At 56.8% G+C, this 13,965-nt stretch carries 13 protein-coding genes and 1 other RNA gene; 9 read left to right on the plus strand and 5 right to left on the minus strand.

Features of this window, described 5'->3' with window-relative positions; all coding sequences use genetic code 11:
- Nucleotides 1-163: 163 nt before the first annotated feature.
- The gene (gene serA / locus ABGB15_RS04235) at nt 164-1,396 is read left to right on the plus strand and encodes a phosphoglycerate dehydrogenase (RefSeq protein WP_152082161.1); all 1,233 of its coding nucleotides are present in this window, start codon (nt 164-166) and stop codon (nt 1,394-1,396) included.
- Between the two features lie 97 nt (nt 1,397-1,493).
- Here serA and ABGB15_RS04240 read toward each other — a convergent pair whose 3' ends face one another.
- From ABGB15_RS04240 to zapA, 3 genes are all read right to left on the minus strand, one after another.
- The gene (locus ABGB15_RS04240; RefSeq protein WP_215722546.1) at nt 1,494-2,090 is read right to left on the minus strand and encodes a 5-formyltetrahydrofolate cyclo-ligase; all 597 of its coding nucleotides are present in this window, start codon (nt 2,088-2,090) and stop codon (nt 1,494-1,496) included.
- A gap of 23 nt (nt 2,091-2,113) precedes the next feature.
- Nucleotides 2,114-2,297, minus strand: a non-coding RNA gene (gene ssrS / locus ABGB15_RS04245) — 6S RNA.
- Between the two features lie 41 nt (nt 2,298-2,338).
- The gene (gene zapA / locus ABGB15_RS04250; RefSeq protein ID WP_003860096.1) at nt 2,339-2,668 is read right to left on the minus strand and encodes a cell division protein ZapA; all 330 of its coding nucleotides are present in this window, start codon (nt 2,666-2,668) and stop codon (nt 2,339-2,341) included.
- 167 nt (nt 2,669-2,835) lie between these two features.
- Between zapA and ABGB15_RS04255 the strand changes: the two genes are divergently transcribed.
- From ABGB15_RS04255 to ABGB15_RS04290, 8 genes are all read left to right on the plus strand, one after another.
- Nucleotides 2,836-3,414, plus strand: a complete 579-nt coding sequence (locus tag ABGB15_RS04255; RefSeq protein ID WP_152082159.1) for a YecA family protein — start codon at nt 2,836-2,838, stop codon at nt 3,412-3,414.
- A 31-nt stretch (nt 3,415-3,445) separates the two neighbouring features.
- On the plus strand, nt 3,446-4,759 hold the full coding sequence (gene pepP / locus ABGB15_RS04260; RefSeq protein WP_215722629.1) for a Xaa-Pro aminopeptidase: 1,314 nt from the start codon (nt 3,446-3,448) through the stop codon (nt 4,757-4,759).
- A complete protein-coding gene (gene ubiH, locus ABGB15_RS04265) occupies nt 4,756-5,934 on the plus strand; it encodes a 2-octaprenyl-6-methoxyphenyl hydroxylase (protein ID WP_215722547.1) in 1,179 nt (392 codons plus the stop codon). Before pepP ends, ubiH begins: the two co-directional genes overlap by 4 nt.
- Before the next feature lie 12 nt (nt 5,935-5,946).
- Nucleotides 5,947-7,149, plus strand: a complete 1,203-nt coding sequence (gene ubiI, locus ABGB15_RS04270; protein ID WP_215722548.1) for an FAD-dependent 2-octaprenylphenol hydroxylase — start codon at nt 5,947-5,949, stop codon at nt 7,147-7,149.
- Nucleotides 7,150-7,546: 397 nt separating this feature from the next.
- Nucleotides 7,547-8,641, plus strand: coding sequence for a glycine cleavage system aminomethyltransferase GcvT (gcvT, locus tag ABGB15_RS04275; RefSeq protein WP_152082156.1), 1,095 nt, complete (start codon nt 7,547-7,549; stop codon nt 8,639-8,641).
- A gap of 23 nt (nt 8,642-8,664) precedes the next feature.
- Entirely contained in the window at nt 8,665-9,054 is a 390-nt protein-coding gene (gene gcvH / locus ABGB15_RS04280) for a glycine cleavage system protein GcvH (RefSeq protein WP_152082155.1), read from the plus strand.
- Nucleotides 9,055-9,181: 127 nt separating this feature from the next.
- Nucleotides 9,182-12,055 (plus strand): aminomethyl-transferring glycine dehydrogenase, encoded by a 2,874-nt coding sequence (gene gcvP / locus ABGB15_RS04285; RefSeq protein ID WP_215722549.1) that lies wholly within the window; start codon nt 9,182-9,184, stop codon nt 12,053-12,055.
- Nucleotides 12,056-12,125: 70 nt separating this feature from the next.
- Nucleotides 12,126-12,869 (plus strand): SDR family oxidoreductase, encoded by a 744-nt coding sequence (locus tag ABGB15_RS04290; RefSeq protein WP_215722550.1) that lies wholly within the window; start codon nt 12,126-12,128, stop codon nt 12,867-12,869.
- Nucleotides 12,870-12,872: 3 nt separating this feature from the next.
- Here the strand turns inward: ABGB15_RS04290 and ABGB15_RS04295 are convergent, their stop codons facing one another.
- Together ABGB15_RS04295 and ABGB15_RS04300 are read right to left on the minus strand one after the other, a co-directional pair.
- On the minus strand, nt 12,873-13,373 hold the full coding sequence (locus ABGB15_RS04295; protein WP_215722551.1) for a protein disulfide oxidoreductase: 501 nt from the start codon (nt 13,371-13,373) through the stop codon (nt 12,873-12,875).
- A complete protein-coding gene (locus tag ABGB15_RS04300; protein ID WP_215722552.1) occupies nt 13,363-13,965 on the minus strand; it encodes a DsbA family protein in 603 nt (200 codons plus the stop codon). The genes ABGB15_RS04295 and ABGB15_RS04300 overlap by 11 nt, the downstream gene beginning before the upstream one ends.

Genomic DNA, 13,965 nt, shown 5'->3' on the forward strand with positions numbered 1-13,965 from the left:
TAAATTTCCATAGCATTTTCCTCTGCCATTTTGCCCTGTATGACTTTTCTTCAGAGTGCCGACGCAAACGTTCATATTGCTGCAATAGTTTTTTTTGATATGTTGGCTACAGCGGATTTAAATCCAGCACAACATCAGTTCAGACAAAAACAGGGTCGGGTAAATGGCAAAGGTATCACTGGAGAAAGACAAGATTAAATTCCTGCTGGTTGAAGGTGTGCATCAGAAAGCACTCGATAGCCTTCGTGCGGCAGGTTACACCAACATCGAATTTCACAAAGGCGCGCTCGATACTGAAGAACTGAAAGCGTCCATCCGTGATGCCCACTTCATTGGCCTGCGATCCCGTACTCACCTGACTGAAGATGTTATTGCTGCGGCGGAAAAACTGGTGGCGATTGGCTGTTTCTGCATCGGTACTAACCAGGTCGATCTGAATGCAGCCGCGAAACGCGGTATTCCCGTCTTTAACGCCCCATTCTCCAACACCCGTTCCGTGGCGGAGTTAGTGATTGGCGAACTACTCCTGCTGCTGCGCGGTATTCCAGAAGCGAATGCCAAAGCGCACCGCGGCGTGTGGAACAAGCTGGCGTCCGGCTCCTTTGAAGCGCGTGGCAAAAAACTGGGGATTATCGGTTACGGTCATATCGGTACGCAGCTGGGTATTCTGGCTGAGTCCCTGGGGATGCATGTCTACTTCTATGACATTGAAAGCAAACTGCCGCTGGGTAATGCCACGCAGGTTCAGCATTTGTCCGATCTGCTGAACATGAGCGATGTGGTGAGCCTGCATGTGCCGGAAAATGCCTCCACCAAAAACATGATGGGCGCGGAAGAGCTGGCGCTGATGAAGCCGGGTTCACTGCTGATCAACGCGGCACGCGGCACGGTTGTTGATATTCCGGCGCTGTGCGATGCCCTGAAGCGCAAGCATCTGGCAGGCGCGGCCATTGACGTCTTCCCGACGGAACCGGCTACCAACAGCGATCCGTTTAACTCTCCGCTGTGCGAGTTCGATAACGTGATCCTGACGCCGCACATCGGCGGTTCGACGCAGGAAGCGCAAGAGAACATCGGCCTGGAAGTGGCGGGCAAGCTGACGAAATACTCCGACAATGGGTCTACGCTTTCTGCGGTGAACTTCCCGGAAGTTTCCCTGCCGCTGCATGGCGGCCGTCGTCTGCTGCATATTCACGAAAACCGTCCGGGCGTGCTGACTGCCATTAACCAAATCTTTGCCGAGCAGGGCGTTAACATCGCGGCACAGTATCTGCAGACGAACTCTCAGATGGGTTATGTAGTTATTGATATTGAAGCGGATGACGATGTTGCTGATAAAGCGCTGCTGAGCATGAAGGCCATTCCAGGGACGATTCGCGCGCGTCTGCTTTACTGATTTGAGCGGTTTGTGGTGTCGGGTGGCGGCTGCGTCTTACCCGACCTACGTTGAGGTTTTGTAGGCCGGGTAAGCGTAAGCGCCACCCGGCTTTATTCTACCAGGTCCAGGTTTTACCGGGCGTCACTACCGCCGGCAGCGGAATATCCCATTTTTCCACCGGCAATGCCTCCACGCGCTGACAATCATGCGCATAGCCCACCGGCTGCAACCCGTACTGCTGCCAGTTTTGCAGCGTCCTGTCGTAAAAACCTCCCCCCATTCCTAAACGCTGGCCTTGCTCATCAAACGCTACCAACGGCGTGATCAGCACATCCAGTTCAGCAAGCGGGAGCACATCGCGCACGTCGAGTTTCGGTTCGGTGATTTTCAGACGATTCACGACCAGTTCGCTGTGCGGATGGTAATGCAGAAACAGTAAGTTTCCTTCGCTAAACGGATGCAGCACTGGCAGATAAACCTTTTTCCCGGCGCGCCAGAGCTGCTCAATCAGCGGTTGCGTATCCAGCTCGCCATCAAACGACAGAAACAGAGCGACAGTATGCGCCATCACCACAGGCGGGTACGCCATCATGCGTGCAGCGGCCTGCTGGGCGAAGTGTAATTGCTGTTCGGGAGTGAGCGCGCGACGACGCTTGCGGATTAACTGACGAATTTCCTGGCGAGATGCAAAAACTTCAGGGAGTTGAGTCATGGTAGTCGGTAGAGAAGAAAGAGGGAATCTCCGAGATGCCGCCGCAGGCTGTAACCCTTGAACCCTTGGTTCAAGGTGAATGTGTCGTCATAGTTTTAAGGCTTCTCGGACGGACCGAGCATGCTCACCAACCATGGAGCGCCACATTCTTGTGGTATGAAATATCGGCTCAGGGGACTGGCCCGCTTGCGAACATCTCAGAGAAATTTTGTCTTCACAGTTACTCTACCATAGTCAACTGAGAAGTGTTATTCAAACTTGGGTCCCGGCCTTTCGGGACTGCGACCTTGATCAAGCAATGCCTGTTCAATGGTCTGCTGGAGCATTTTAATGCGCTGCTCCATGCTTGCCGCGTAGTCGCGAGTTTTCGCTTTTTCCTGAGTCAGTTCATAGCTGATGTTCAACGCGGCGATGAAAACCAGCTGCTCAGTATTTGTGACTCTAGTGCGTTCTTTTAGATCTTGCAACCGCTGATTCAAATCGTCCGCAGCCTGATTCAAAGCATCCCTTTGTTCAGGCGGACAATTCACTCGCAGTGAACGGCCAAAAATCTGGAGATCGACGGGTTGTGCAGACATGCCACCTTCCTGCTGATTGACTGCGCTGCCTTCGCTTACTGCCCCAGGGGCTGCGAAGGGGCGACACTATAGCTACCCTGATGTGAAGATACAAGCCCTTTTCTGGTATCACCAGGGTCCAAAGTGGTAGCATATCATGAATATCCTCCCTTTGATGACGAATGCGTATGTCTATACAGAACGAAATGCCTGGTTACAACGATTTAAACCAGTTACTGAACCAGCAGGGAGTCGGATTAACCCCTGCCGAAATGCACGGTCTGATCAGTGGCATGCTGTGCGGCGGAAACAGTGACAGCTCCTGGCAGCCGCTGCTCCACGACCTCACAAACGAAGGGCTGGCGTTTGGTCACGAACTGGCGGAAGCAGTGCGTAAAATGCACGCCGCAATCAGCGATTCACTGGAAGATGATGGCTTCCTTTTTCAGCTTTATCTGCCTGAAGGCGACGACGTCAGCGTCTTCGATCGCGCCGATGCGCTCGCGGGGTGGGTAAATCATTACCTGCTGGGCCTGGGCGTGTCCCAGCCTAAGCTCGATAAAGTCACCGGCGAAGCGGGTGAAGCGATCGACGATCTGCGTAATATCGCGCAACTGGGTTACGACGAAGACGAAGACCAGGAAGAGCTGGAAATGTCTCTCGAAGAGATTATTGAGTATGTGCGCGTGGCGGCACTGCTGTGCCACGATAACTTCACGCGCTCGCAGCCAACTGCGCCGGAAGTGCGCAAGCCAACCTTACATTAAGAAAAACAACGCACAGGAGGGTGTCATGGTTATTTCACAGCTTGAGTATTCTCGCCGTCGTCAGGCGCTGCTGGCGCACATGCAGCCAGGAAGCGCCGCGCTGATTTTTGCCGCGCCCGAAGTGACGCGTAGCGCCGACAGTGAATACCCCTATCGCCAGAGCAGCGATTTCTGGTACTTCACCGGGTTTAACGAGCCGGAAGCGGTACTGGTGCTGATCAAGAGCAATGACACCCATAACCACAGCGTAATTTTCAACCGCGTGCGCGACCTGACTGCCGAAATCTGGTTTGGCCGCCGTCTTGGGCAAGATGCTGCGCCAGAAAAGCTCGGTGTGGATCGTGCGCTGGCGTTTAGCGAAATCAACCAGCAACTTTATCAACTGCTGAACGGCCTGGACGTGCTCTACCACGCGCAGGGCGAGTATGCTTACGCCGATGAGATTGTCTTTACCGCGCTGGATAAGCTGCGTAAAGGTTCGCGACAAAACCTCTCCGCGCCTGCAACGCTTACGGACTGGCGTCCGGTCGTGCATGAGATGCGCCTGTTCAAGTCGGAAGAGGAGCTTGACGTGATGCGCCGCGCAGGTGAAATCAGTGCCCTGGCGCACACCCGTGCGATGGAGAAGTGTCGTCCGGGGATGTTTGAATATCAGCTTGAGGGTGAAATCCACCACGAATTTAACCGCCACGGCGCGCGTTTCCCGTCCTACAACACCATTGTCGGGGGCGGGGAAAACGGCTGCATCTTGCATTACACCGAAAACGAAAGCGCGCTGCGCGACGGCGATCTGGTGCTGATTGACGCGGGTTGCGAATATCAGGGCTATGCGGGCGATATCACCCGTACCTTCCCGGTGAACGGTAAATTCTCACCTGCTCAGCGTGAGATTTACGACATCGTGCTTGAATCACTGGAAACGGCGCTGACGCTGTTCCGTCCGGGAACGTCCATTCAGGAGGTAACCGGTGAAGTGGTGCGCATCATGATTACCGGTCTGGTTAAACTGGGCATCCTGAAAGGCGACGTGGACATGCTGATTACCGAAAATGCCCATCGCCCGTACTTTATGCACGGCCTGAGCCACTGGCTGGGTCTGGATGTGCATGATGTCGGCGCATATGGCCCAGAACGTTCACGCGTGCTGGAGCCGGGCATGGTGTTGACGGTTGAACCGGGGTTGTACATTGCACCAGACGCCGACGTGCCGGAAGCGTATCGTGGGATCGGCATTCGTATTGAAGACGACATTGTTATCACCGAAACCGGCAACGAGAACCTGACTGCGACCGTCGTGAAAAAAGCCGACGACATCGAGGCGCTGATGGCAGCGGCACGCGTATGAGCGTGATTATCGTTGGCGGCGGTATGACCGGTGCCACGCTGGCGCTGGCTATTTCGCATTTAACGCAGGGCCAGCTTCCGGTGCATCTGGTGGAAGCTGTTGCGCCAGAGGCGTCGGATCATCCCGGTTTTGATGCGCGCGCCATTGCCCTGGCACAGGGAACCTGCCAGCAGCTTTCCCACATTGGCATCTGGCAGGCGATGGCGGACTGTGCGACGGCGATTAACACCGTGCACGTCAGCGACCGCGGTCACGCTGGTTTTGTGACGCTGGACGCCCATGATTACCGCATTGAAGCGCTGGGCCAGGTTGTTGAACTTCACGATGTTGGCCTACGTCTGTTCCGTCTGTTACAGGATGCACCGGGCGTAACGCTGCATTGCCCGGCACGCGTCGCCAGCTTTAGCCGCAGTGAAAAGGCGGTCAGCGTGACGCTGGAAAACGGCACCACGCTTGAGGGCCAGCTTCTGGTCGCGGCGGATGGTTCACGCTCTGCAATCGGCACCCAGTGCGGTGTGGAGTGGCGTCAGCAGCCTTACGGCCAGGTTGCCGTTATTGCCAACGTGTCTACTTCCGCAGCGCACAACGGCAGGGCATTTGAACGCTTCACGCAGTTTGGCCCGCTGGCAATGTTGCCGATGTCGCAAGGCCGCTGCTCACTGGTGTGGTGTCATCCGCAAGATCAGATGGATGACGTTCTGTCCTGGTCCGACGAACGTTTTTGTACCGAGCTGCAAAAAGCCTTTGGCTGGCGGTTAGGGCGTATCACCTGTGCGGGCAAACGTTCGGCTTATCCGCTATCGTTAACCACTGCATCCCGAACCTTCTCTCATCGTGTGGCGCTGGTGGGAAATGCCGCGCAGACGCTGCACCCCATCGCCGGTCAGGGCTTCAACCTGGGGTTGCGTGATGTCATGAGCCTGGCAGAAACGCTTTCGCAGGCGTGGAGCGAACAAAAGGATTGTGGTGCGTATTCGGTGCTGAGCCATTACCAGACGCGACGCCAGTCCGATAAAGAGGCGACAATCGGCGTCACCGATGGTTTAGTACACCTGTTTGCCAATCGCTGGGCACCGCTGGTTGCGGGTCGCAACCTCGGGCTGATGGCGATGGAACTGTTCATTCCGGCACGTGACGTGCTGGCGCAGCGGACGCTTGGTTGGGTCGCGCGTTAAGGAGTTATCACCGTGCAAAATGTTGATGTCGCCATTGTTGGCGGCGGAATGGTAGGGCTGGCGCTGGCCTGCGGATTACAGGGCAGCGGCTTGCGTGTGGCCGTGCTGGAACAAAAGCTGCCTCAGCCTGTGGCGCAGGATGCTCCGCCGGAACTCCGCGTCTCGGCGATTAACGCGGCCAGCGAAAAGTTGCTGACGCACCTTGGTGTCTGGTCAGATATCGTGGCGCAGCGTGCCAGCTGCTATCACGGGATGGAAGTGTGGGACAAAGACAGCTTTGGTCATATTGCCTTTGACGATGAAAGCATGGGCTATAGCCATCTGGGGCACATCATCGAAAATGCGGTGATCCACCACGCGCTGTGGCGCAAAGCGCAGCAGTGCAGCGACGTCTCGCCGATCGCACCCGCGAAACTTCAGCAGGTGGCGTGGGGCGAAAACGAGGCGTTTATCACCCTGGAAAGCGGCGACATGCTGACCGCGCGTCTGGTGGTGGGGGCCGACGGCGCTAACTCCTGGCTGCGTAATAAAGCCGATATTCCGCTAACATACTGGGATTACCGCCATCACGCGTTGGTGGCAACGATCCGCACCGAAGAGCCGCACGGCGGCGTTGCGCGCCAGATTTTCCACAATGACGGCATTCTGGCGTTCCTGCCGTTGAGCGATCCGCATCTGTGCTCTATCGTCTGGTCTCTGGTGCCAGAGAAAGCGCAGCAGATGCAGGATGCCACGCCGGAAGCCTTTAATCAGGCGCTGTGCGTGGCCTTTGATAACCGTCTGGGGCTGTGCCAGCTTGAAAGCGAGCGCCAGGTGTTCCCGTTGACCGGCCGCTACGCGCGTCAGTTCGCGGCGCACCGTCTGGCGCTGGTGGGGGATGCGGCGCATACCATTCATCCGCTGGCCGGGCAGGGCGTCAACCTGGGCTTTATGGACGCGGCGGAGCTGGTAGAGGAACTGCGTCGTCTGCATCGCGAAGGTAAAGACATTGGTCAGCACCTCTACCTGCGTCGTTACGAACGCAGCCGTAAACACAGCGCAGCGATGATGCTGGCGGGTATGCAGGGCTTCCGCGAGCTGTTTGCCGGGGCCAATCCGGCGAAAAAACTGCTGCGCGACATCGGTCTCAAACTGGCCGATACCCTTCCAGGTGTAAAACCTCAGCTCCTTCGCCAGGCGATGGGTCTGAACGATCTGCCGGACTGGCTTCAATAATATTGACCCCCGTCACACTATAATTTCCCGGCCTTAGCGCCGGGAGAATCCCCTCGTTTGAAATAATCTAATTTCACGCTATTTTTCGCATTAGATAATCTAATCTCACGTTTTTGGTGTGACGAAAAATCGCCCCGCATTTCCGCATGAAATATCACCATCTGCTAAATTCTGTTAGATCATTGTTAATTTTGTGCGGGTTTAATCGCATTTTTCCAGTGAATAACTCTGTAGGCTTTTTAGCGTTTTTTGGTCATAAGCTAATGTGATGACCTGTTTTACCTTATGGTTAATCACCGGTTTCGGTGGTAAGTTCAGGTAAAAGAGAACGTTTGCGTCGGCACCTGGTTATGAGGCCGACACCCGGTTTCACGGTGAATTTTTCAACGAGGAAAAGATGGCTCAACAGACTCCTTTGTACGAACAACACGTGTTATGCGGTGCCCGCATGGTGGACTTCCACGGCTGGATGATGCCGCTGCACTACGGTTCACAGATTGACGAGCACCATGCGGTGCGCACCGATGCCGGTATGTTCGACGTGTCACACATGACCATTGTCGACCTGCACGGTAGCCGCGTCCGGGAGTTTTTGCGTTATCTGCTGGCAAACGACGTTGCTAAGCTGAAAACGCCGGGTAAAGCGCTTTATACCGGCATGCTAAACGCCTCCGGCGGCGTGATTGATGACCTTATCGTTTATTACTTCACTGAAGACTTCTTCCGCCTCGTTGTAAACTCCGCCACCCGCGAAAAAGACCTCTCCTGGATTTCCCAACACGCCGAACCTTACGCCATCGACATCACCGTCCGTGATGATCTGTCGCTGATTGCCGTGCAGGGGCCGAATGCGCAGGCGAAAGCTGCTTCTTTGTTCAGCGAAGAGCAGCGTAAAGCCACCGAAGGCATGAAGCCGTTCTTCGGCGTGCAGGCGGGGGATCTGTTTATCGCTACCACGGGCTATACCGGTGAAGCGGGCTACGAAATTGCCATGCCGAACGAGAAAGCGGCTGATTTCTGGCGTGCGCTGGTGGAAGCGGGTGTGAAACCTGCCGGGCTGGGCGCGCGCGATACGCTGCGTCTGGAAGCCGGTATGAACCTCTACGGTCAGGAGATGGACGAAGGCGTCTCTCCGCTGGCGGCCAACATGGGCTGGACTATCGCGTGGGAACCAGCAGACCGCGACTTTATTGGCCGTGAAGCGCTGGAGATGCAGCGTGAAAAGGGCACTGAACAGCTGGTGGGCTTGGTGATGAAGGAAAAAGGTGTACTGCGTGGCGAGCTGCCGGTGCGTTTCACCGATGCAGACGGTAATCACCGCGAAGGCGTGATCACCAGCGGCACCTTCTCTCCAACGCTCGGCTACAGTATTGCCCTGGCACGCGTGCCGGCGGGCATTGGTGAAACGGCGGTGGTGCAAATCCGCAACCGCGAAATGCCGGTCAACGTGACCAAACCGATTTTTGTTCGCGCCGGTAAGCCGGTCGCCTAACTATTTTTATCAGGAGAACTTCAATGAGCAATGTGCCAGCAGAACTGAAATACAGCAAAGAACACGAGTGGCTGCGCAAAGAGGCGGACGGCACTTACACCGTAGGGATCACCGAGCACGCGCAGGAGCTGCTGGGCGACATGGTGTTTGTTGATCTGCCTGAAGTGGGCACGACGGTAAGCGCAGGCGACGACTGTGCCGTGGCGGAGTCTGTAAAAGCTGCGTCTGACATCTACGCGCCAGTTAGCGGTGAGATTATTGCTGTGAACGACGCACTGAGCGACTCTCCGGAGCTGGTGAACAGCGAGCCGTATGAAGGCGGCTGGATTTTCAGGATCAAAGCCAGCGACGAATCGCAGGTTGCGGCGCTGCTGGATGCGACCGCGTACGAAGCATTACTGGAAGACGAATAACGTTGTGCCGGATGGCGCTGCGCTTATCCGGCCTACAGGTCAACGTAGGCCCGGTAAGCGTTAGCGCCACCGGGCAACAGCGTTACAGATAACTACGATTCACTGCACGTTTCAGGAACCATCGCTCATGACACAGACTTTAAGCCAGCTTGAAAACCGTGGCGCTTTCATTGAACGTCACATTGGGCCGGATGCTCAGCAACAGCAGGAGATGCTGAAGACAGTTGGCGCGGATTCATTAAGCGCACTGATCGCCCAGATCGTGCCAAAAGATATCCAGCTTGCCACGCCGCCGCAGGTAGGGGAAGCCACCACGGAATTCGCCGCGCTGGCGGAACTGAAAGCGATTGCCAGCCTCAACAAGCGCTATAAGTCTTACATTGGCATGGGCTACACCAACGTGCAGTTACCGCCGGTTATCCTGCGCAACATGCTGGAAAATCCGGGCTGGTATACCGCTTATACGCCTTATCAGCCGGAAGTTTCCCAGGGTCGTCTGGAAGCGCTGCTGAACTTCCAGCAGGTGACGCTGGATCTGACCGGCATGGATATCGCCTCCGCCTCTCTGCTGGATGAAGCCACTGCTGCTGCCGAAGCGATGGCGATGGCGAAGCGCGTAAGCAAGCTGAAAAATGCCAACCGCTTCTTCGTGGCGGCGGATGTGCATCCGCAAACGCTGGACGTGGTGCGTACCCGTGCGGAAACCTTCGGCTTTGACGTGATTGTTGATGATGCAGACAAAGTGCTGGATCACCAGGACGTCTTCGGCGTGCTGTTACAGCAGGTGGGGACGACCGGCGAAGTACACGACTACAGCGCACTGATTGCCGAACTGAAAACCCGCAAAGTGATCGTTAGCGTCGCTGCCGATTTTATGGCGCTGGTGCTGCTGACGGCACCGGGCAAACAGGGCGTGGATATCGTCTTCGGCTCTGCGCAACGCTTCGGCGTACCGATGGGCTACGGCGGCCCACACGCGGCCTTCTTCGGCGCGAAAGATGAATTTAAACGCTCCATGCCTGGCCGCATTATCGGCGTCTCAAAAGATGCTGCCGGTAACACCGCGCTGCGCATGGCGATGCAGACCCGCGAGCAGCATATCCGCCGCGAGAAAGCGAACTCCAACATCTGTACCTCCCAGGTACTGCTGGCCAACATCGCCAGCCTGTATGCCGTATTCCACGGTCCGGCGGGTCTGAAACGCATCGCCAGCCGTATTCACCGTCTAGCCGATATTCTGGCCTGCGGTCTGCAGCAGAAAGGTCTTAAGCTGCGCCACACCTACTACTTCGACACCCTGTGCGTTGACGTGGCAGACAAAGCGGCGGTGCTGGCACGTGCGGATGCGGCGCAAATTAACCTGCGCAGCGATATCCACAACGCCGTGGGTATCACCCTTGATGAATCCACTACGCGCGACGATATCGTTAACCTGTTTAACGTAGTGCTGGGCGACGCGCACGGTCTGGACATTGATGCACTGGATAAAGAGGTGGCGCACGACAGCCGCTCCATTCAGGAAAGCATGCTGCGCGACGATGCGATCCTTTCGCACCCGGTCTTCAACCGCTACCACAGCGAAACTGAGATGATGCGTTATATGCACTCTCTGGAGCGCAAAGATCTGGCGCTGAACCAGGCGATGATCCCGCTGGGTTCCTGCACCATGAAGCTGAACGCGGCGGCAGAGATGATCCCGATCACCTGGCCTGAATTCTCTGAACTGCACCCGTTCTGCCCGGCAGAGCAGGCGGAAGGTTATCACCTGATGATCAACCAGCTCTCCGACTGGCTGGTGAAGCTGACCGGTTACGATGCGCTCTGTATGCAGCCGAACTCCGGCGCACAGGGGGAATATGCGGGTCTGCTGGCGATCCGCCATTATCACGAAAGCCGCAACGAAGGCCACCGTGATATCTGCCTGATCCCAGCCTCCGCGCATGGCACCAACCCGGCCTCTGCCCAGATGGCGGGTATGGACGTGGTGGTGGTGGCCTGTGATAAGAACGGCAACATCGATCTGGCCGACCTGCGCGCGAAAGCAGAGCAGGCGGGCGACAAACTCTCCTGCATCATGGTGACCTACCCGTCCACCCACGGCGTGTACGAAGAGACGATCCGTGAAGTGTGCGAAGTGGTGCATCAGTTTGGCGGTCAGGTTTACCTCGACGGCGCGAACATGAACGCTCAGGTGGGCATTACCTCTCCGGGCTTTATCGGCGCGGACGTTTCGCACCTGAACCTGCATAAAACCTTCTGCATTCCGCACGGCGGTGGCGGTCCGGGTATGGGGCCGATCGGCGTGAAAGCGCACCTGGCACCGTTTGTTCCGGGCCACAGCGTGGTGCAGATTGAAGGCATGCTGACCCGTCAGGGCGCGGTTTCCGCTGCACCGTTTGGCAGCGCTTCTATTCTGCCCATCAGCTGGATGTATATCCGCATGATGGGCGCGGAAGGGCTGAAACAGGCAAGCCAGGTGGCGATCCTGAATGCCAACTACATTGCGACTCGCCTGAAGTCTGCTTTCCCGGTGCTCTATACCGGCCGCGATGGACGCGTGGCGCACGAGTGCATTCTGGATATTCGCCCTCTGAAAGAGCAGAGCGGCATCAGCGAGCTGGATATCGCCAAGCGTCTGATCGACTACGGCTTCCACGCGCCGACGATGTCGTTCCCGGTGGCGGGTACGCTTATGGTGGAGCCAACGGAGTCTGAAAGCAAAGCCGAGCTGGACCGCTTTATCGACGCGATGCTGGCGATCCGCATGGAGATCGACCGCGTGCAGGACGGCGAGTGGACGCTGGAAGATAACCCGCTGGTCAACGCGCCGCACACGCAGCACGAGCTGGTGGCCGAGTGGACTCATGGTTACTCCCGTGAACTGGCGGTCTTCCCGGCTGGTGTGGCAAACAAATACTGGCCGACCGTGAAGCGCCTTGATGACGTTTATGGTGACCGTAATCTGTTCTGCTCCTGTGTGCCGATGAGCGAATACCAGTAATCGGATTAGCGTAGTAATGTAGGCCGGGTAAGGCGAAGCCGCCACCCGGCTTTTTTATTGGGAGAAGAGAATGGCAATTGCACTGGTCACCGGTGCCAGCCGCGGAATAGGTAAAGCCACCGCGTTACAGCTGGCAAGCGAAGGTTATACCGTGGCGGTGAACTATCACCACAACATCAAAGCCGCGACGGACGTTATCAACCGCATCGTCGAGGCGGGCGGTAAAGCCTTTGCCTTGCGTGCGGATGTCAGCGATGAAGCACAAGTGCTGGCCATGTTTGCCAGCATCGATCGGGAAGGCGAGCCGCTTACCGCGCTGGTGAATAACGCCGGGATTCTGTTTGAACAATCCACTATTGAAAACCTGTCGGCCGAGCGTATCAACCGCGTGCTGGCCACCAACGTGACGGGTTATTTCCTCTGCTGTCGTGAAGCGGTGAAACGCATGTCGCATAAGCATGGCGGTAAGGGAGGGGCAATTGTGAATGTCTCATCCGCTGCGTCACGCCTGGGCGCGCCGGGTGAGTATGTGGATTACGCGGCATCCAAAGGGGCAGTTGATTCCCTGACAACCGGGTTATCGCTGGAGGTGGCGGCGCAGGGGATTCGCGTCAACGGCGTCCGTCCGGGGCTGATATACACCGATATTCACGCCTCCGGCGGTGAACCGGGGCGTGTGGATCGGGTCAAATCTATGCTACCGATGCAGCGTGGTGGCCAGCCGGAGGAAGTCGCTCAGGCCATTGCCTGGCTGCTGAGCGACAAAGCCTCCTATGTGACCGGCAGCTTCCTTGAGCTTGCGGGCGGTAAGTAACGGCTACGAGGCCAGCCACAACCGCAGGCGCATGCCCCAACTGCTGGTCCAGCCGGTGGTGATCGACTTCACCTCTCCGTGAGAGATCACCACCAGCGTGGGTGTGGCCTGCACGTCCCACTGGCGCGCCAGTTCCCCGCTGGCGTCGTTGACCGTTGGCAGGGCTATCTTCTTCTTCGCCAGCCACTTTTCCAGCATGGCGTTATCGCCAGAGCGTAGCGCAACCGACATCACGTTGCCGCCCTCTGCGACAAGCGCTGCGACGGATGGTGTGGTGTAGCGGCACACGCCACACCAGGTTGCCCAGACGTAAACCAGCAGCGGCCGTTCCTCGCTCATGGTGGAGAGATTGACGGGCTGGCCATCGAGAGTCTGCAATGCCGTTGAGGAAAAGTTCTGTGGCAGCGCGGGCTGACGGAAAAAGTCCACAGCCAGGCTCACGGCAAGGCCAATTATCAGCCACACGGCCAGTTCGCGCAGCAGGCGCAAGAGTTTACTCACCACGGGCTTTCGCCAGCTGTTCTTTGACCAGCCCCTCCAGGTCGTCGTAAGGAATGGCACCCGCCACCATCCGATCGCCGATAATAGTCGCCGGGGTGCCCTGAATATTCAGCACTTGGGACAGGATTAAGTTCATCTTCAAACTGTCCATCGTTTTATCATCCGTTTTAATACTGTCCGTACCGGTTTTCGCCTGCGCAGCCGCAATGCTGGCATCGTCGTGATACCCCTTTTTCATCATCAGCCGCTCGTGCAGCGCCCAGAATTTATCAGGCTGCTGCTGCCATACCGACAGCGCCGCTTTAGCGGCATTCACCGAGCTTTGCCCCTTGAAAGGCAGCAGCTTAACGATGAGCTGTACGTCCGGGTTGTCATGCACGATTTTCTCCAGCATGGGGTCGAACTGCTTGCAATACGGGCAGTTGTAATCGGTGAAGGACACGATGGTCAGCTTCGGCGCTTTCGCGCCGGTTTGCGGGCTATGCGGATCGTTAAACAGCAGTTTTGCCAGTTGGTCATTGGACGCGTCATCTGACGGTGCGGCGAAGCTGAACGTTGATAAAGACAGCAGAAGTAAGGCAACAAACGCTCTCAT

The organism is Enterobacter sp. MALB-1 (assembly GCF_041021625.1).
GTDB classification, from domain to species: Bacteria; Pseudomonadota; Gammaproteobacteria; order Enterobacterales; family Enterobacteriaceae; genus Enterobacter; species Enterobacter oligotrophicus.